Source organism: Gemmatirosa kalamazoonensis (assembly GCF_000522985.1).
Taxonomy (GTDB): Bacteria; Gemmatimonadota; Gemmatimonadetes; order Gemmatimonadales; family Gemmatimonadaceae; genus Gemmatirosa; species Gemmatirosa kalamazoonensis.
The window spans coordinates 850,283-869,061 of record NZ_CP007130.1; the positions used below are offsets into that span (position 1 = coordinate 850,283).

Genomic DNA, 18,779 nt, shown 5'->3' on the forward strand with positions numbered 1-18,779 from the left:
TCTCGCACGACCGCGCGACGGGCGTCACGATCGTCGACCGCGACGGTGCCGTGCTGCGCGCCACCCGCGCCGCCGACGGTACCGATGCGTCGTGGGTGCCGTACGACCGCATCGACCCCGACGTCATCACCGCGTTCGTCGCCGTGGAGGATCGCCGCTTCTGGGAGCACCACGGCATCGACGCGCGCGCCGTGCTGCGCGCCGCGTGGCGCAACGTGCGCGCGCGCCGCGTCTCCTCCGGCGCGTCGACGATCACCATGCAGCTCGCGCGGCTGCTGCGCCCGCGCGGCCGGAGCGCCGCGGGGAAGGTCGCGCAGGCGCTGTGGGCGCTCCGCCTCGAGGCACACGTCGGCAAGCAGCGCATCCTCGAGGAGTACCTGAACCGCGTGCAGCTCGGGCAGGGCACCGCCGGCGTCGGCGCGGCGAGCGCGGCGTACTTCGGCGCGTCGGCGTCGGAGCTGAGCCTCGCGCAGGCCGCGCTGCTCGCCGGCATCGCGCACGCGCCGTCGCGCGACAACCCGCACGCGTCGCCTGCGCGCGCCCGCGCGGCTCGTCTGCTCGCGCTGCGCCGCCTCCGTCGACTCGGCCTGACGGATTCGGAGACCGTCGCGCGGGCGCGCGTCGAGCCGCTCGTGGTGCCGCCGCGCGTCGCGCCGTTCCTCGCGCCGCACTTCACCACGCGCGTGCTCGCCTGGAGCACCGCCGACCGACGCGGTGCGCCGATCCGCACCTCGCTCGACCTCGGGCTGCAGATGGAGCTCGAGGGCGAGGTGCGGCACACCGTCGACATGCTCGGCGACCGCGGCGTACGACAGGCAGCGGCGGTGGTGCTCGACAACGCGAGCGGCGAGGTGCTCGCGTGGGTCGGCTCGCCCGACTTCTGGTCGAGCGACGACGGGCAGACCGACATGGTGATGTCGCCGCGCCAGCCCGGGTCGGCGCTGAAGCCGTTCCTGTACGGGCTCGCGTTCGACCGCGGCTACACCGCCGCGACGGTGCTGCCCGACGTGCCGAAGGCGTACCCCACCGCCACCGGTCCCTACGCGCCACGCGACTACGACCGCCGCTTCCGCGGCCCCGTGCGCGCACGCGAGGCGCTCGCCAGCTCGTACAACGTCCCCGCCGTCGAGCTCGCGTCGCGGCTCGGCGCCGGCGCGCTGCTGCAGACGCTGCACCTCGCGGGCTTCGCGTCGTTGGGCAGGGACGCCGAGCACTACGGGCTCGGGCTCGCGCTCGGCAACGGCGACGTGACGCTCGTGGAGCTGGCGAACGGCTATCGCGCGCTCGCGAACGGCGGCGTGTGGCGGCCGTGGACGTGGCGTGCGGGCGCCGCCGGCGAACCGCGGCGCGTGCTGTCGCCGCTCGCGAGCGCGCTCGTGCTCGACATCCTGCAGGACGCCTCCGCGCGCATCCCCGGCTTCGGCGTGAGCACGCCGTTCGACTTCCCGTTTCCCGTCGCGGTGAAGACGGGCACGAGCCGGCACTTCACCGACAACTGGGCCGTCGGCGCGACGGCGCGCTTCACGGTCGCCGTGTGGGCCGGCAACTTCAGCGGCCAGCCGATGCAGGGCGTGAGCGGCGTCACCGGCGCCGGCCCGCTGCTGCACCGCGCCGTCATGGCCGCGTCGCGCCGCGTGTCGCCCGGTACGCTGCCGTCGCCCGAATCGTTAGGCGCGGAGCGCGTCGCGGTGTGTCGGCTCTCCGGGCTCCGCGCGACCGACGCGTGCGCGCGCCTCGACGAGTGGTTCGCGCCCGGCACCGCGCCCACGCGCGCCGACGACTGGGAGCGGGGCGGCGTCGTGGTCCTCCCCGACGAGTACGCGGCGTGGGCGCGAAACGGCGCGCACCCCGCCGGCGACGGCCCGACGCTCCCCGCGACACGGCCCGGCACGCGCGCCGTCCCCGCCACGCGCGCCGCATCGTTAGGCATCTCGCGCTTCCGCATCCTCTCCCCGCTCGACGGCGACCGGTATGCGATCCCCGTGGGCGTCGAGGCGCGGTACGCGACGATCGGTCTGCGGGCCGCGGGTCCCGGCGCGGCGCATGTGACCTGGACGGTCGACGGCGTCAGGCACGACGGGGAGCGGTGGGCGCTCGTGCCCGGAGCGCACGAGATCGTGGCCGCGTCGGCGCGAGGCGATACGGCGAGGGCGAGGGTCGAGGTCACACCATGACGCATCATCTCCACCGCGTTACCATCACGGCCATACAGCGCTGTATGGAAATGATGGTGACGCGATGGAGATGACGCGTCACATCCCTCGCCTCTCGCCTCTCGTCACGCAGCCGAAGTAGCCGCTGCGACGCGAGGGCACATTCCGCGCATGCGCACCCTCCTGCTCGTCGCCGCCGCGGCGCTCGTCGCCCTCCAGCCGCCGCCGTCGACCATGACGACGTCCTACGAGACCGTCACGCTCGCTCCCGGCGTCACCGCCTTCCTCTCGCCGCCGGGCCTCGGCGCGTGGGTCACGGGCAACTCGCTGGTCGTCGTCGGCGACAGCGCGGCGCTCGTCGTCGATCCCGGCCACTTCCCGCCGCTCACGCGGAAGATGATCGCCGACGTTAGGCGCCTGACGAACAGGCCCGTGCGGTGGGTCGTCGACACGCACTGGCATCCCGACCACTGGATGGGGAACGCCGAGTACGCGGACGCGTTTCCCGGGGTGCGTTTCGTGAGCGCGCCGGCGACGCGCGACTCCATCCGCTCGCGCGGCCCCGGGTTCGTGAAGGGACACCAGGACTCCACCGCCGTCTACAAGGGCTACGAGGCGATGCTCGCGCGCGACGTCAGCCCGTTCCGCCCCGACCGCGCGATCGCGAGCGGCGAGCGGTACGCGTTGGGCCTCGCCGTCGCCGACGGGCGCGCGGCGTTCCCCGGTTGGCAGACGGCGCGCGTCGTCGCGCCCGACGTGACCGTCGCCGACAGCCTCGCCATCCACCTCGGCGGACGCGACGTGCAGGTGCGGTTCCTCGGCCGCGCGAACACGGCGGGCGACGTCGTCGTCTGGATCCCCGACGCGAGCCTGCTCGCGACCGGCGATCTCGTCGTCGCGCCGATCCCGTACGCCTACGGCTCCTACATCGGCGAGTGGATCGACGTGCTCGGCCGGCTGCACGCGTTCGGCGCGCGCACGCTCGTCCCCGGACACGGACCCGTGCAGCGCGACCTCGCGTACCTCGACCGCGTACGCGACGCGCTCGTCGTGCTGCGCGATCGCGCGGCCGACGCGGCACGCCGGGGGCTCACGCCCGACTCCGCGCGCGCGACGACCGCGTTCGACGATCTGGAGCGCCGGTTCGAGGGCGACGACCCGACGCTGCGCGGGCTCCTCTGGGTGCACTTCATCGCGCCCGGGTTCCCGCGCGCGTACGAGGAGGCGCGGACGGCGGGCCGTTAGGCACCGCCGGCCCGCCCGGCCGGGCTACTCGCTACTTCATGAAGCGATAGAGCCCGTACAGCCCGACCGCGGCACCCCCGATGGCGATCGCGGCGCCGCCACCGCCGCCCACCACGGCGCCCGTGATGATCCCGGCCGCGCCGACGACCATGAGCGCCGCGTTCTTCCCGGCGCCCACGTGACGCTCCATCCGCACCGCGTCGGTCGCGGCGCGCTGCTGCTCCACCGGAGCCGACGCCGCCGGCCGCGCGGCGACCTGGGCCGCCTCGTACATCACCGAGCGCGGTGCCGTCGCCGGCGCGGGCGTGGCGGGGGTCTCGGCGCGCACGGCCGCGGCCGGCGCCATCAAGGCGACGACGAGAAAGGGGACGCACGCCCGCGATGGGCGACGGATGAGCTGTCGCATGTGCTGCTCTCCTGATCTGGCGAGTGACGAGACCGGACGGTCCCGTTCGCCGCCACGAAGTGCAGCGTTTGTGCCCTAGGTCACATCCGGCGCCGGATTCTGCCGTCAAGAAGCGACAACGCGGTCAGCTCGGGACGAGATCGCGCGCCCCGCGCCCGGTCTCCACGCGTCCGCGCGCCGATTCCCGCGCCTCGGCGATCGGCACGTGGCGCCCCGCCTGGGCGAGCCCGACGCGCGGCATCGCGCCGTAGATCGCCTCGTACTCGCCGGCGCGCACGAGATACGTCTCGTGCCAGATCCCGACGTCGCCGCTGCTCACGCGGATCCGCTGGTTGAAGTGCGTCCACGCCGGCCAGTGCGCCGCGTCGCGGCTCCGCGCGTACGCCTCGAGATGCTCGAACGAGCGCCAGTACTGCACGAGGAAGAACACGCCCTGCGTCACGGCGAGCAGCCCGGCCTCGGGCCGGCCGGCGAGCTCCTTCAGCATGCGCGGCATCGCCAGCGCGACCGGCAGCCACTTGTGGACCTTCCACGGCTTGTTGACGCGCATCCCGATGATGAAGACCACGAAGTCGCCGTCGATCTCGGCCGTCATGCGCTGCGGAAAGATCGTCGCCACGAGCCACGCTCCTGCGGTGGGTGCCCCCACAGTACGCCGCGCCGCCGCCGGCGGATTGCGGCCGCGCAGATCCGGCGCGCGTGGTGGCGACGTAGATCGGCCGACCCCACCGCTCACCGAGGCCGACCCGATGCGCCGCTTCGTGCTCTTGACCGTCCTCACGCTGCTCGCCGTCGGCGCCGTGCCCGCCGCCGTGGGCCGCCTCGCCGCCCGGCCGCGCCCCGCGTCCGCGACGCCGAGCACGGCCACGGCGCCCGTCGTCGATGCCGACTCGGTGCGCGACCTCGACATCGCGTTCTGGGCCCGGCGCGGCAGCACGGATCCGTTAGGCGCCGAAGACCGCGTGATGCTCGCCTCGCTGCTGCTGCAGCGGGCGCGCGAGACGGGGAGCTACGGCGACTACCTGCGCGCCGACTCCGCGGCCCGCGTCGCGCTGCGCATCCGGCCCATGCGCAACGATCGCGCGATGGTGCTGCTCGCCTCCGCGCTCATGGCGCAGCATCGCTTCGTCGACGCGTACGACCTCGCCGCGCGGCTCGACGCGGAGTCGCCGGGCATCCCGAGCTACGAGGCGCTGCGCGGCGAGATCGCGCTCGAGCTCGGGCGCTACGACGAGGCCCGCGCGCTGTTCGACTCCGTGCTTGTCGTCGGCGGCGCGGTCGACGAGACGGTCGCCGCGCGCGTCGCGCGATGGGAGGAGCTCACCGGCCGCTCGACGCAGTCCCGCGCGCGATTCGCCGCCGCGGCGCGCGCCGCGCTCGCGCGCTCCTCGACGCCCGCGGAGCAGCGCGCGTGGTTCCGGCTGCGGCTCGCCGACCACGACCTGCGCCATGGCCGTCTCGCCTCCGCCGACTCGCTGCTGCACGCCGCGCTCGGCGACGCGCCGAAGGACTACCGCGTGCTCGGCGCGCTCGCTCGGCTGGAGTGGATGCGCGCGCGATACGCGGAGTCGGCCGCGTGGGGCGAGCGCGCGGTGACCGTGACGCTCGATCCGCAGACGCTCGCGCTGCTCAGCGACGACTACGCGGCGCTCGGCGACACGGCGCGCGCGGCGCAGTTCGCCGATGCCATGCGCGCGTCGGTGCTCGCGCAGACCGGGCCGCTGCATCGCGCGTGGAGCCTGTTCCTGCTCGACCACGGGCGCGACGCGCGCGGCGTGCTCGCGCGGAGCCGCGCCGAGCTGCGCACACGGCGCGACGTGTACGGGTGGGACGTGGAGGCGTGGGCGCTGCACGCGCTCGGCCGGGACGCCGCGGCGTGGGACGCGATGTCGCGCGCGCTCGCGCAGGGGACCGAGGACGCGATGCTCGAGTACCACGCCGGCGTGATCGCGCAGACGCTCGGCCGCGCCGACGCGCGTGCGCACCTCGCGCGCGCGCTCGCGCTCAACCCGTCGTTCCACCCGACCCAGGCGGCCGACGCGCGGCGGCGAATCGAGGGCACGAGGGCAGGAGGGCAGGAAGGCAGGAGAGGGAACGGGGAAGGCTCCTGCCCTCCGGCCCTCCTGCCCTCCTGCCCTGGAGCCGTCCGATGAGCGACCTCCTCGCGTTCGTGCAGCTCGGCGTGCGGCACATCCTCGACGTCGAGGCGGTCGACCACATCCTCTTTCTCGTCGCGCTCGCGGCGATCTACCGGCCGCGCGACTGGCGCGCCGCGCTGTGGGTGGTGAGCGCGTTCACGGTCGGCCACTCGGTGACGCTCGCGCTCGCGGTGACCGGCGTGGTGCGATTCCCGGGGCGCGTCGTCGAGTTCCTCATCCCGGTCACCATCGTCGCGACGGCGATCGCGAACGTCGCGCGCGGCCGTCGCGGGGTCGGCGTGCACGGTGGGCGGCGGCGCGCGGTGCGTGCGCTGCTCGCCGGCGCGTTCGGGCTGGTGCACGGCGCGGGGTTCGCGAACTATCTGCGCGACGTGTTCGTCGACCGCGTGGCGCTGCCGCTGTTCGGCTTCAACGTCGGCATCGAGATCGGACAGGTCGTCGTGCTGGTGGCGGCGTTCGCCGCGCTGGCGCTGCTCGATCGGGCCATCGCCGTCGCGCGCCGCGGCGTGGGCGACGCGCTCCCGTGGCGCGTCGTCGGCGTGTCGGCGGCGGTCGCCGTCGTCGCGGCGCGGTGGGCGGTGGAGCGCGCGCCGTGGTGACGCGGCGTGTGGCGGCCGCGTTAGGCGCGCTGGGCGCCGCCTGCGCGTCGGCGGTCGCGTCGGCGGTCGCGGCGACGTCGGCGGGCGCGCATCCGCTGCACGTGACGTACGCCGACGTCGCGGTCGCGCGCGGCACGGCGACCGTGACGCTGCGCGTGTACACCGACGACCTGCTGCGCGCGGCCGGCGGCGCGGGGGGCGTGGACGCGTACGTGCGCGCGCACTTCGCGCTCGCCGACGCTGCGGGGCGTCCGATCGCGCTGGCGTCGTGCGGCGCGGCGGTGCACGGCGACATGACGCACCTCTGCCTGCGCGGCGCCGCGAGCGGGCCGGGTGTGCGCGTGACCAACGATCTGCTCGTCACGCTCTATGCCGATCAGATCAACGTCGTGCGGTCGTCGGCGGGGCGCACGGCGCTGTTCACGCGGACGCGGCGCGCGCAGGCGCTGTGATCGACGCGCTGCGGACCCGAGTTCTGCGCCATCTGTGACTTCGCCAGTCGTGCGTTGGTCCGTCGCGATTGACGGCCGGCTCGTGTCTCCGCGCGGGCCGTCCGTGCGGCTGCGTCATTGGAGCGTTCCAACGCGCGCGTCGTCCGTTAAGAGGACGTCCATTCCCTTGACATCGACGTGCCTGCCGGCAATTTCGTGCAACCGTTTGCAATCTCCTGGACGCGACCCTCCTACTCCGCGGAGATCCAGGGCGTGATGGTGGGGTTGAAGGACGTCGGGCGGATGGCCGGGGTCTCTGTATCGACCGTATCGCGCGTGCTCACCGGGTCCTCGCTGGTGAACGACGCGACGCGCGAGCGCGTGCAGCGCGCGATCGACGCGCTGGGCTATCAGCCCAGCCGCGTCGCGCGTCGACTGCGCAAGGATCCGGCGCGCGCGAATCTCATCGGCCTCGTCGTCCCCGACATCGAGAACCCGTTCTTCGCCGACGTCGTGCGCGGCGTCGAGGACGTCGCGCAGCGCCACGATTACATGCTGTTCCTCGGCAACGCCGACGAGGACGCGCGACGCGAGACGCACTACCTCGAGCTGATGCGCGCCGAGTCGGTCGACGGCGTCATCGTGCCGGCGAGCGCGGAAGCGGAGCCGCTCGTCGCGCGCCTCGCCGCGGCGGGGCTGCCGATCGTCTGCGTCGACCGCCGCATGCCGAGCCTCGCCGTCGACACCGTCGTCGCCGACAACGTGCGCGGCGCCGCGGAAGCCGTCGAGCATCTGCTCGACGTCGGCCATCGCCGCATCGGCTTCGTCGGCGGCCGCCCCGACCTGTCGACGAGCCGCGAACGGTACGAGGGCTACCAGCGCGCGCTGGCCGAGCGTGACGTCGCGGTGGACCCGTCGCTCGTGCGCTTCGGCGACTCGCGGCAGGAGAGCGGCCGGCGGCTCACGCGCGAGCTGCTCGCGCAGCGTGAGCCGCCGACGGCGATCCTCGTGGGCAACAATCTCATGACGCTCGGCGCGCTGGAGGCGATCCACGTGCTGCGTCGGCGCATCCCCGACGACATCGCCGTCATCGGCTACGACGACATGCCGTGGGCGCTCGCGCTCAACCCGCCGCTCACCGCCGTGCGCCAGCCCGGCTACGAGATGGGACGCTGCGCCGCGGAGCTGCTGCTGAAGCGCATCGAGGCGCCGGCGCGGCCGACGACGGTGCGCACGCTCCGCCCCACCCTCGTCGTGCGCGAGTCGTGCGGCGCACGGCGCGGTGGGCCGCCCGAGGAGGGGCGGGGCGAGCGGCCGCGCCGTCGCATGCCGCTGCTCGACGCCGCACGCGCCGATGCCGCGCGTGACCTCGTGGGGCTCGCGGTCACCGCGGCCACCGCCATGACCGTGGTGACGGCGTGACGATCATGCTCCGCGGCGCCGCCGCCGACCTCCCGCCGCCGCGCGGCCGTTAGGCACGTCGCGCGCGCCGCCGTGCCGCGCGCCGCCGTGCCGCGCGCCGCCGTGCCGCGCGCCGCCGTGCCGCGCGCCGCCCGCGCACCGAGAAGTCCCGCCGCTGCCGCACCGCTCCACGTTCCACACGTGACGCACCCGTTGCTCCACGTCCGGCCGAGTGAGGGCGATGACCACTCCAGCCCCTGGAGGACACGTATGGCAGTAGTCCGGTATCTCATGCTCGCGGCCGTCGGCGGCGCGCTCTGGTCGGCCGCGGCACACGCGCAGGCGACCGGCACCATCTCCGGCCGCGTCGTCGACTCGACCGCGCAGCAGCCGATCACGAACGCCACCATCGCCATCGTCGGCACGCAGCGCGGCACGCTGACGCGCAACGACGGCGGCTTCGTCATGTCGGGCATCCCGAGCGGCACGATCCGCGTGCGCGCCGCGCGCATCGGGTTCACCGCGCAGGAGCAGGAGGTGACGGTGCCGAGCGGCGGCACGGTGAGCGTGTCGTTCGCGCTCCATCCTGTCGCCGCGGTGCTCAGCGAGATCGTGACCGTCGGCTACGGCACGCAGCGCCGCGAGGCGATCACCGGCTCCGTCGCCACCGTGAAGGCGGAGGACGCGAACGTCGGCGTCGTGCCGAACGCGCAGGCGATGCTCTCGGCGCGCGTCGCCGGCGTGAACGTCACGCTGAACAACGGCGAGCCGGGCGCCGGCGCGCAGATCCGCATCCGCGGCGGCACCTCGCTCTCCGCCAGCAACGACCCGCTCTACGTCGTCGACGGCGTGCCGCTCCAGAACGACCAGACCGTCGCCACCGGCGGCGCGAACGGCGTCGGCGGGTCGCTCCCGCGCTCGCCGCTGAACGCGATCAGCCCGGACGACATCGCGTCGATCACCGTGCTGAAGGACGCGAGCGCGACGGCGATCTACGGCTCGCGCGGCGCGAACGGCGTCGTGCTCATCGAGACCAAGCGCGGCGCGACGGGCCGCAACTCGTCGAACATGGAGTACGACGGCTACGTCGCCGCCGCCGCCCCGTCGTCGAAGCTCGGCTTCCTGTCCGGCAACGAGTATCGCGCGTTCGTCACCCAGCAGGCCGCGGCCGGCATCGTCCCGCAGTCCACGGTCGCCGCGCTCGGCAACGCGAACACGAACTGGGAAGACGAGATCACGCGCACGTCGCTCAGCCAGAACCACAGCCTCTCGTTCTCCGGCGGCTCGGCAGCCACGCAGTACCGCGCGTCGCTGAACTACTTCGACCAGAACGGCGTCGTCATCGACAACGGCCTGCAGCGCTATCAGGCGCGGCTCAACGCGCAGAACCAGTCGCTGAACGGCAAGCTGCAGCTCGGCGCCAACCTCATGGCGTCGCGCGTCAACAACCGGTACCTCGCGTTCGAGAACACCGGCGGGTTCACCGGCGGCGTGTTCACGAACGTCGCCGTGTTCAACCCGACGTTCCCCGTCATCGACCCGAAGACGGGCAAGTACTACGAGCTCGGCGCGGGCAGCCAGTCGGTGCGCAACCCGGTCGCGCTCGCGGCCCAGGTCGACGACCGCGCGCCCGAGAACCGCGTGCTCGGCAACGTGAGCGGCTCGCTCAGCCTCCTCTCGAGCCTCACCGCGAAGACGACCGTCGGCGTCGACTACGCGGGCTCGGTGCGTCGCACGTTCCTGCCGCGCGACAATCCGGTCGGCGCGCAGACGAACGGCCTCGCGCGGCAGGAGGATCGCGACCTCACGAACATCAACTTCCAGCAGCTGCTCACCTGGACCCCGCACTTCTCCGACGCGCACGAGATCGACGTCGTCGGCGGCTACGAGTACACGAAGTTCGACAACACCGGCTTCACCGCCGAGTCGCACGACTTCATCACGAACGCGTTCTCGGTCTACAACCTCGGCGCCGGCGTCCAGGCCAGCTCCCCGCCGCCCGGGTCGTACCGCGAGCAGAGCCTCCTCGCGTCGTTCTTCGGACGCATGAACTACGGCTACCACAACAAGTACTTCCTCACCGGCGTGCTGCGGTACGACGGCTCGTCGCGGCTCGCGAAGGGGAACGAGTGGGCCCTCTTCCCCGCCGTGTCGGCGTCGTGGCACCTGAGCGAGGAAGGGTTCATGAAGGGCAACTTCTTCAGCAACCTGAACCTGCGGGCCGGGTGGGGGCGCCAGGGGAACCAGGCCGTTAGGCCGTACGCCACCGAGCTGCTGCTGCGCGCCGACAACGGCGCCCGCTACCCGTTCGGCAGCGGCATCACGACCGGCCTCGTCGCGGCGCAGGTGGCGAATCCCAACCTGAAGTGGGAGACCGCGCAGCAGACGAACGTCGGTCTCGACTACGGCTTCCGGAACAATCGCATCACCGGCACCCTCGACCTGTATCAGAAGGACACCAAGGACCTCCTGCTCAGCGTCCCCGTGCCGCAGCCGGCGGTCGTGACGAACCAGATCCAGAACGTCGGCAGCATCCGCAACCGCGGCGTCGAGGCGCAGATCGACGCGGACCTGTGGCAGTCCGGGCAGCGCTCGCTGTCGTCGGGGCTCGTGCTCACCGTGGAGCGCAACGAGGTGGTGAGCCTTGGCACGGGCACGAACTTCATCCTCACCGGCGTGGTGAGCGGGCAGGGGCAGTCGGGCAAGTTCGCGCAGCGCCTGATCCCCGGTAAGCCGGTCGGCACGTTCTGGGGCGCCGAGTACGTGGGCGTGAACGCGCAGGGACAGCAGCTGTTCAACAAGTACGACGTGACGCGCGACGCGAAGGGGAATGAGACGAGCCGCAAGCTCGCCGGCACGACGACCGCGCCGTCGGCCGACGACGAGACGATCATCGGCGACGCCAACCCCGCGTTCAGCCTCGGCCTGCGCAGCAACCTCACGTGGCACAAGCTCGACGCGAGCTGGCTGTGGCGCGGCGAGTTCGGGCGCGACGTGTTCAACAACACGGCGCTCGTCTACTCGACGAAGAGCGCGATCTCCCAGGGGCGCAACTTCATGCGCTCGGCGCTGAGCGACCCGATCGGCGTCAAGGAGCCCGCGATCTACTCGTCGAAGTGGATCGAGGACGGGTCGTTCGTGCGGCTGCAGAACGTCACGCTCGGCTACTCGTTCAACCTGCCGAGCATGGCCGGCAGCCGGCCGGCGCGGCTCTACGTGTCGGGCGACAACCTCCTGCTGTTCACGGGCTACAGCGGCTACGACCCCGAAGTGTTCGTGCGGGCCGGCGACGACATCACGGGCAGCGCGTCGCGCGGCATCGACTATCTCGTGTACCCGCGCGCCCGCACGTTCACGACGGGCGTGCGCATCCAGTTCTGACGTCGCTTCCTTCGCCTTCCAGCCTCAATCGATGACCCATATGGCGAAACTCTCCCCGAGATCGATGCGCAGGGCGGCGACGTCGACTCTCCTCCTGCTCGTGCCCGCGGTCGGCGCGCTCTCGTGCACCGACCTGACGGTGACGCCCAAGGACGCGCTCACCCCGTCGAACGCGTTCCGCAGCGACGCCGAGGTGCTCGCCGGCGTGGCCTCGGTGTACGCCCAGCTCCGGCAGACGGTCGAGAACTACTACAACATCAGCGAGATCTCGTCGGGCGAGATGATCGTGCCGACGCGCGGCTCGGACTGGTACGACAACGGCGTCTGGGTCGAGGAGTACCAGCAAGGCTGGACCGCGAACAGCGCGCTCGGCATCGGCGACATCAACGGCGTGTGGAACGCCATGTTCAGCGGCATCGCGCGCGCGAACCTGATGATCGACGTGATCAACACGGCCGGCGGCGCGAGCAAGGACACCACGCTGGCCGAGCTGCGCACGCTGCGCGCGTGGTACTACTACGTGCTGCAGGACTTCTTCGGCGGCGTGCCGCTCGTGACGTCGACGGAGGTGAAGCAGTACCCGCGTTCCTCGCGCGACGAGATCTTCAAGTTCATCGAGTCGGAGCTGAAGGCCTCGGCGGCGAACCTGCCGACGAAGTGGCCCGACGCGTTCTCCGGCCGCGTGACGAAGGGCGCCGCGAACGCGATCCTCGCGAGCCTCTACCTGAACGCGCAGGTGTACGACGGCAACGTCACCGCGGCGGGTCTCACGAAGGGGACGGCGCGGTGGCAGGACGCGATCAGCGCGGCGAACGCGGTGATCAACTCCGGCGTGTACTCGCTGGCCACGGACTGGAAGAGCAACTTCTCGACGGACAATCACAACTCGCCGGAGAACATCTTCTACGTCCAGCACACGGCGCAGCCCGGGCTCGGGATGTCGCTGCAGATGCGGTCCCTGCACTACAACCAGACGGGCGTGAACGGCGGCCCGTGGAACGGCTTCTCCACGACGGCCGAGGTCTATCGGCGGTGGGACGCGGCGGACCCGCGGCGCAGCATGTGGCTCGTCGGCCCGCAGCGGAGCTTCGACACCGGGCAGCCGACGACGGACCGGCAGGGCAACCCGCTCATCTTCACGGACACGATCGGCAACATCACCGCCGCGAACGAGAACGAAGGCGTGCGGCCGTACAAGTTCCCGGTGCTGTCGAGCGCGCCCTCGGGTGACGCGTTCCCGAACAACTACCCGATCTACCGCCTCGCCGAGATGTATCTCATCCGCGCGGAGGCGCAGAACGAGCTCGGTCAGACGGCGGCCGCGATCGCCGACGTCAACATCGTGCGGCGCCGCGTCGGACTCGCCGCGCTCAACACGGGCATGTCGCAGGCCGACGCGCGCACGGCGATCTTCGCCGAGCGGCAGTTCGAGCTCGCGGCCGAGGGCAAGTATCGCCAGGATGCGATCCGCGCCGGCGTCTACACCGCCGCGCGGCAGTTCAAGACGGCGAAGGAGCCGTACAAGATCCTGATGCCGATCCCGGCGACGCAGATCCAGACCAACCCGCTCCTCACGCAGAACCCCGGCTACTGAGCCGGATTGCTGCTGGCCAACGTCACGGCCTGCCCGCATCTTCGGGGCAGGCCGTGACGTTTCCGGCCCCTCGTCGCACCCCCTCCCGTCGTCTCCCCCCGTCGTGGCTTCACGAATGCACCCGGTCTCCGTCGGTCGTCGTCTGCTGCTGCTGTCGTGCACGTGCCTCGCGGCGGGGTGCACCGAGGGGCCACGGAGAGCGGCGCCGGCTGGCGCGCCGAGTGACGGAACGCTGCCGGGGGCCGACGGCCATCTCTTCACGACGCTGCCGTCGAGCTACACCGGCGTGCGCTTCGTGAACCGCGTGCGCGACACCGAGGAGCTGAACGTCTTCGCCTACCGCAACTTCTACAACGGCGGCGGCGTCGCGATCGGCGACCTCACGGGCGACGGGCTTCCGGAGATCGTGCTCACCGCGAACGACGGCGGGCCCACGCTCTACCTGAACGGCGGCAAGTTCCGCTTCCGCGACGTCACGGCGGCGAGCGGCATCCGCAGCGCGCCGCACTCGTGGACGACGGGCGTCACGCTCGCCGACGTGAACGGCGACGGGAAGCTCGACATCTACATCTGCAAGGCGGGCGCGGGCGACCCGGCGTCGCGCGCGAACGAGCTGTGGATCAACGACGGCGTCGGCGCCGACGGCGTGCCGCACTTCACCGAGCGCGCGAAGACGTACGGCGTCGACGACGAGGGGTGGAGCACCCAGGCCGCGTTCCTCGACTACGATCGCGACGGCGACCTCGATCTGCTCGTCGTCAACAACTCGCCGCGGCCGGTGAGCTCGTTCGGCGTGCGCAACGTGCGCGACGTCCCCGACCGCTTCGGCGGCGCGAAGCTGTACCGCAACGACGGCGGGCACTTCGTCGACGTCACGCAGAAGGCGGGGATCTACAGCCCCGAGAACGGCTTCGGCCTCGGCGTCGCGGTCGCCGACGTGAACCGCGACGGCTGGCCCGACGTCTACGTGTCGAACGACTTCTTCGAGCGCGACTTCCTGTACGTCAACGCGCGCGACGGCTCGTTCCACGAGGTGGGCGACCGCGACATGCCCGTCATGAGCTACTACTCGATGGGGCTGGACATCGCGGACGTGAACAACGACGGCTGGCCCGACGTCTACACGACGGACATGCTGCCGGAGGACGAGTATCGCCTGAAGACGATGTCGCAGTACGACGGGTGGGACGTGTACCAGTCCAAGGTGCGCAACGGGTACCACTACCAGCTCATGCGCAACATGCTGCAGCTGAACAACGGCCCGACCCCTGCCGGCTCGGCCGCCGTCACGTTCAGCGACGTCGGGCAGATGGCCGGCGTGGCGCGCACCGACTGGAGCTGGAGCGCGCTCATCGCGGACCTGGACCTCGACGGCTTCAAGGACATCTACGTCACGAACGGCCTCGCGAAGGACGTCACGTCGCAGGACTACATCGCGTTCCTGGCGAACCAGGAGACGATGACGCGCGTGACGAGCAGCGGCCGCGTGGACTACGCGCAGCTCATCGGCGCGATGACGTCGACGCCGATCCCGAACTACGCGTTCCACAACAACGGCGACCTCACGTTCGCGAACGCGAGCGCCGCGTGGGGGCTCGCCGCGCCGAGCTTCTCGAACGGCGCGGCGTACGGGGATCTCGACGGCGACGGCGCGCTGGACCTCGTGGTGAACAACGAGAACCAGGAGGCGTTCGTCTACCGCAACAACGCGCGCACGGTGCTGCCGCGGAACCACTGGCTCCAGGTGGCGCTCCAGGGCGCGGGCGCGAACCGCTTCGCGCTCGGCGCGCGCGTGACGCTGTGGACGGCGGGGACGCAGCGGATGCAGGAGGAGGCGCCGACGCGCGGCTTCCAGTCGAGCGTGGACTACGTGCTCACGTTCGGGCTCGGGCTGCGCGAGGACGTGGACTCGGTCGTGGTGGAGTGGCCCGACGGGCGGCGGAGCGTGCAGGCGAAGGTGGCGGCGAACCGGCGCGTGACCGTGGCGCAGGCGACGAGCGACACGACGGCGACGACGGCGACGACGGCGACGACATCGACGGCGGTGTTCCGGGACGTGACGGATTCGGTGGCGCTGCCGTTCGTGCACCACGAGAACGACTTCGTGGACTTCGACCGCGAGCGGCTCATGCCGCACCTGCTCTCCACCGAGGGGCCCGCGCTCGCCGTCGGCGACGTGAACGGCGACGGGTTGGACGACGTGTACCTCGGCGGCGCGAAGGAGCAGGCCGGGGCGCTGCTCGTGCAGCGGCCCAACGGCACGTTCGTGCGCATCGACTCGGCGCTGTTCGCCGCCGACTCGCTGTCGGAGGACGTCGGCGCGGTGTTCTTCGACGCGAACGGCGACCACGCGCCCGACCTGTACGTCGTGAGCGGCGGCAGCGAGTACTCGGAAGGGGCGCAGCCGCTGCAGGACCGGCTGTACCTGAACGACGGCAACGGCCGCTTCCGCAAGGCACCCGCCGGCGCGATCCCCGTCGAGTTCGAGTCGGGCTCGCGCGCCGTGGCCGCCGACTACGACGGCGACGGGAGGGTGGACCTGTTCGTCGGCGGGCGCGTGGTGCCGTGGCAGTACGGCGTCGCGCCGCGCTCCATGCTGCTGCACAACGACGGCCGCGGACACTTCACCGACGTGGCGGAGCGGCTCGCGCCGGAGCTGGCGCACGTCGGCATGGTGACCGACGCCGCGTGGCGCGACGTGGACGGCGACGGGAAGCTCGATCTCGTGGTCGTCGGCGAGTGGATGCCGATCACCGTGTTCCACAACGCCGGCGGCGGGCGGCTCGTGCGCCAGCAGGTGAAGGGGCTCGAGCGAAGCGACGGCTGGTGGAACCGCATCGTGCCGGGCGACTTCGACGGCGACGGCCGCCTCGACTTCCTCGTCACGAACCTCGGGCTCAACTCGCAGCTGCATGCGACCGAGCGCGAGCCGGTGACCATGTACGTGAAGGACTTCGACCACAACGGCTACACCGAGCAGGTCATCGCGAGCTACAACCACGGCGTGAGCTACCCGCTGCCGCTGCGCGACGATCTGGTGCGCACGCTGCCGTACCTGAAGGCGCGCTACCTGAAGTACGCGAGCTACGCGCGGCAGACGATCAACGACGTGTTCTCGTCGAGCGACCTCGCCGGCGCGCTCACGCTGCACGCGTACACGCTCGCCACGTCCATCGCGCACAACAACGGCGACGGCTCGTTCACGCTCGTGCCGCTGCCGGCCGAGGCGCAGCTCGCGCCGATGTTCGGCGCGCTCGCGCGCGATCTCGACGGCGACGGGCGCACCGACCTCCTGCTCGCCGGCAACTTCGACGGCTTCAGGCCGGAGTACGGGCGCATGAGCGCGAGCTACGGCGTGCTGCTCGCGGGCGGTCCGTCGGGCGCGTTCACGCCCGTGCGTTCCGGGGCGAGCGGCTTCTTCGTGCCGGGACAGGCGCGCGACATCGCGCGGCTGCGCGCGCGCAACGGCGTGCTCTATCTGGTGGCGCGCAACAACGACCGGCCCCTCCTCTTCCGTCCCGCAACGCCCGCGCCGAAGCCGGGGACCCCGCGATGAGGCGCCGCATCCGACTCGCCGCCGGAGCGACGCTCGTGGCGTTAGGCGCCTGCCGCCACGCGCCCGCCACCACCGCCACGCGACCGTCCGACGCGACGATGCTGCACACCGCGGTGGAGCAGCTCACGAACGTCATCGTCTACGACATCTTCTCGCCGCCGCAGGCGTCGCGGGTGTACTCCTACGCGAGCGTGGCGGCGTACGAGGCGATGCGTGCCGGCTACCCGTCGTACCGCTCGCTCGCCGGACAGCTGAACGGCCTCACGCCTCCGCCCGCGCCGCCCAACGGCGAGATCGACGCGCCGCTCGCGGCCGTGCACGCGTTCCTCACGGTCGGCCGGCAGCTCACGTTCTCGCGGCAGCGCATGGACTCGCTGCGGCGGGCGATGGACGAGCAGTTCCGCGGCGCCGGGCTGTCGAAGGCCGTGTACGAGCGCTCGGTGGCGTACGGCGACACGGTGGCGAAGCACGTGCTCGCGTGGGCGGCGAAGGACCGCTACCTCGAGACGCGCGGCATGCCGAAGTTCTCCCTCGTGACGGCCGCCGACCGGTGGATCCCGACGCCGCCGGCGTACATGGACGCGGTGGAGCCGAACTGGTCGCGCATCCGGCCGTTCGTGCTCGACTCGGCGAGCCAGTTCCGCCCCGAGCCGCCGCTCGCGTTCGACACGACGAAGGGGAGCCCGTACTGGACGCAGGTGCTCGAGGTCTACGCGACCCGCCGGCGCCTAACGGAGGAGCAGCGCGCGATCGCCGCGTTCTGGGACTGCAACCCGTACGTCATGCACGTGCAGGGGCACACCATGTTCGCGACGAAGAAGGTGACCCCCGGCGGGCACTGGATGAGCATCGTCGGCATCGCGGCGCGCAAGGCGGGCGCCGACCCGATGCAGTCGGCGTCGGCGTACGTGCGCACCGCCGTCGCGCTCTCCGACGGATTCCTCGCGGTGTGGGACGAGAAGTATCGCAGCGCGCGCATCCGCCCCGAGACGGTGATCGCCAAGTACGTCGACGGGGCGTGGGAGCCGCTGCTCCAGACGCCGCCGTTCCCCGAGTACACGAGTGGCCACAGCGGCATCTCGACCGCCGCGGCCGCGGTGCTCACCGACGAGTTCGGGCCCGGCTTCGCGTTCGCCGACTCGGCCGAGGTGGCCTATGGGCTGCCGGTGCGCGCGTTCCCGTCGTTCGAGGCGGCGGCCGCCGAGGCCGCGATCAGCCGGCTGTACGGCGGCATCCATTTCCGCCAGGCCATCGAGCAGGGCGTCGTGCAGGGGCGCAGGATCGGCCAGCTCGTCGTCGCGCGCGTCCGCACCCACGATCGCGTCATCGCCCGGCGATGACGCGTCGCGCGTCATGGCTTCTTCGCTTTCTTGGTCTTGATGAGGATCACGCCGTTCGCGCCGCGGCTGCCGTACATGGTGAGGCTCGCCGCGTCCTTCAGGACGCTGATCGACTCGATGTCGTACGGGTTGATGCCCGCCAGGCTGCCGCCGGGCCCCGCGGCGATCGGCACGCCGTCGACGACGTAGAGCGGCTCCTCGGGGCCGGTGAACGACGTCGCGCCGCGGATGCGCACGGTGAGGCTGCCGTCCGACGCGCGCCCGACGGTGACGCCGGCGACGCGGCCGTTCAACACCTGCTCGATGGGGACGTTCGCGCTCTGCTGCACGTCCTTCGAGGTCACCGTGGCGTTCGGCGGCGCTACCGGCTCGGGCGACGGTGCGGGAGCCTGGGAGCTCCCGCCCGCGCAACCGGCGATCGCCACGAGCGACGTCGCGGCGAGCCGGCGCAGTGCAGACGTGGACATGGGGCGGCGGAGTGGAAGGGTGGAGACGGGCGCTACCTGAAGCTCCC

Annotated in this window: 14 protein-coding genes; 10 read left to right on the forward strand and 4 right to left on the reverse strand. The window is 72.1% G+C overall.

The window, feature by feature from the left end; genetic code table 11:
• Positions 1–50 precede the first annotated feature (50 nt).
• Positions 51–2,174, forward strand: coding sequence for a penicillin-binding protein 1C (pbpC, locus tag J421_RS31195; protein ID WP_158509010.1), 2,124 nt, complete (start codon positions 51–53; stop codon positions 2,172–2,174).
• Positions 2,175–2,324: 150 nt separating this feature from the next.
• The gene (locus J421_RS31200; protein WP_025415057.1) at positions 2,325–3,398 is read left to right on the forward strand and encodes an MBL fold metallo-hydrolase; all 1,074 of its coding nucleotides are present in this window, start codon (positions 2,325–2,327) and stop codon (positions 3,396–3,398) included.
• A 31-nt stretch (positions 3,399–3,429) separates the two neighbouring features.
• Here J421_RS31200 and J421_RS32465 read toward each other — a convergent pair whose 3' ends face one another.
• Together J421_RS32465 and J421_RS31205 are read right to left on the reverse strand one after the other, a co-directional pair.
• Entirely contained in the window at positions 3,430–3,804 is a 375-nt protein-coding gene (locus J421_RS32465; RefSeq protein WP_148306660.1) for a hypothetical protein, read from the reverse strand.
• 124 nt (positions 3,805–3,928) lie between these two features.
• Positions 3,929–4,423, reverse strand: a complete 495-nt coding sequence (locus J421_RS31205) for a DUF4188 domain-containing protein (protein WP_025415059.1) — start codon at positions 4,421–4,423, stop codon at positions 3,929–3,931.
• 130 nt (positions 4,424–4,553) lie between these two features.
• On the opposite strand from J421_RS31205, the gene J421_RS31210 reads away from it, so the two are divergent.
• The 4 genes from J421_RS31210 to J421_RS31225 all read left to right on the forward strand — a co-directional run bounded on the left by J421_RS31210 (position 4,554) and on the right by J421_RS31225 (position 8,415).
• A complete protein-coding gene (locus J421_RS31210; protein WP_025415060.1) occupies positions 4,554–5,957 on the forward strand; it encodes a tetratricopeptide repeat protein in 1,404 nt (467 codons plus the stop codon).
• Positions 5,954–6,562 (forward strand): HupE/UreJ family protein, encoded by a 609-nt coding sequence (locus tag J421_RS31215; RefSeq protein ID WP_025415061.1) that lies wholly within the window; start codon positions 5,954–5,956, stop codon positions 6,560–6,562. Before J421_RS31210 ends, J421_RS31215 begins: the two co-directional genes overlap by 4 nt.
• Positions 6,556–7,014 (forward strand): DUF6702 family protein, encoded by a 459-nt coding sequence (locus tag J421_RS31220; RefSeq protein WP_148306661.1) that lies wholly within the window; start codon positions 6,556–6,558, stop codon positions 7,012–7,014. The genes J421_RS31215 and J421_RS31220 overlap by 7 nt, the downstream gene beginning before the upstream one ends.
• A gap of 315 nt (positions 7,015–7,329) precedes the next feature.
• Positions 7,330–8,415 (forward strand): LacI family DNA-binding transcriptional regulator, encoded by a 1,086-nt coding sequence (locus tag J421_RS31225; RefSeq protein ID WP_236646385.1) that lies wholly within the window; start codon positions 7,330–7,332, stop codon positions 8,413–8,415.
• A gap of 3 nt (positions 8,416–8,418) precedes the next feature.
• On the opposite strand, the gene J421_RS32470 is transcribed toward J421_RS31225, so the two are convergent.
• Positions 8,419–8,604 (reverse strand): hypothetical protein, encoded by a 186-nt coding sequence (locus J421_RS32470; RefSeq protein ID WP_148306663.1) that lies wholly within the window; start codon positions 8,602–8,604, stop codon positions 8,419–8,421.
• A 60-nt stretch (positions 8,605–8,664) separates the two neighbouring features.
• On the opposite strand from J421_RS32470, the gene J421_RS31230 reads away from it, so the two are divergent.
• The 4 genes from J421_RS31230 to J421_RS31245 all read left to right on the forward strand — a co-directional run bounded on the left by J421_RS31230 (position 8,665) and on the right by J421_RS31245 (position 18,265).
• The gene (locus tag J421_RS31230; protein ID WP_104023557.1) at positions 8,665–11,775 is read left to right on the forward strand and encodes a SusC/RagA family TonB-linked outer membrane protein; all 3,111 of its coding nucleotides are present in this window, start codon (positions 8,665–8,667) and stop codon (positions 11,773–11,775) included.
• 64 nt (positions 11,776–11,839) lie between these two features.
• Positions 11,840–13,369, forward strand: a complete 1,530-nt coding sequence (locus J421_RS31235) for a RagB/SusD family nutrient uptake outer membrane protein (RefSeq protein WP_025415065.1) — start codon at positions 11,840–11,842, stop codon at positions 13,367–13,369.
• 115 nt (positions 13,370–13,484) lie between these two features.
• Complete coding sequence (locus tag J421_RS31240) at positions 13,485–16,925, forward strand: VCBS repeat-containing protein (RefSeq protein WP_025415066.1); 3,441 nt, start codon at positions 13,485–13,487, stop codon at positions 16,923–16,925.
• On the forward strand, positions 16,922–18,265 hold the full coding sequence (locus J421_RS31245; protein WP_025415067.1) for a vanadium-dependent haloperoxidase: 1,344 nt from the start codon (positions 16,922–16,924) through the stop codon (positions 18,263–18,265). Before J421_RS31240 ends, J421_RS31245 begins: the two co-directional genes overlap by 4 nt.
• Before the next feature lie 11 nt (positions 18,266–18,276).
• Here the strand turns inward: J421_RS31245 and J421_RS31250 are convergent, their stop codons facing one another.
• The gene (locus J421_RS31250; protein ID WP_025415068.1) at positions 18,277–18,732 is read right to left on the reverse strand and encodes a TonB-dependent receptor plug domain-containing protein; all 456 of its coding nucleotides are present in this window, start codon (positions 18,730–18,732) and stop codon (positions 18,277–18,279) included.
• Positions 18,733–18,779: the final 47 nt, after the last annotated feature.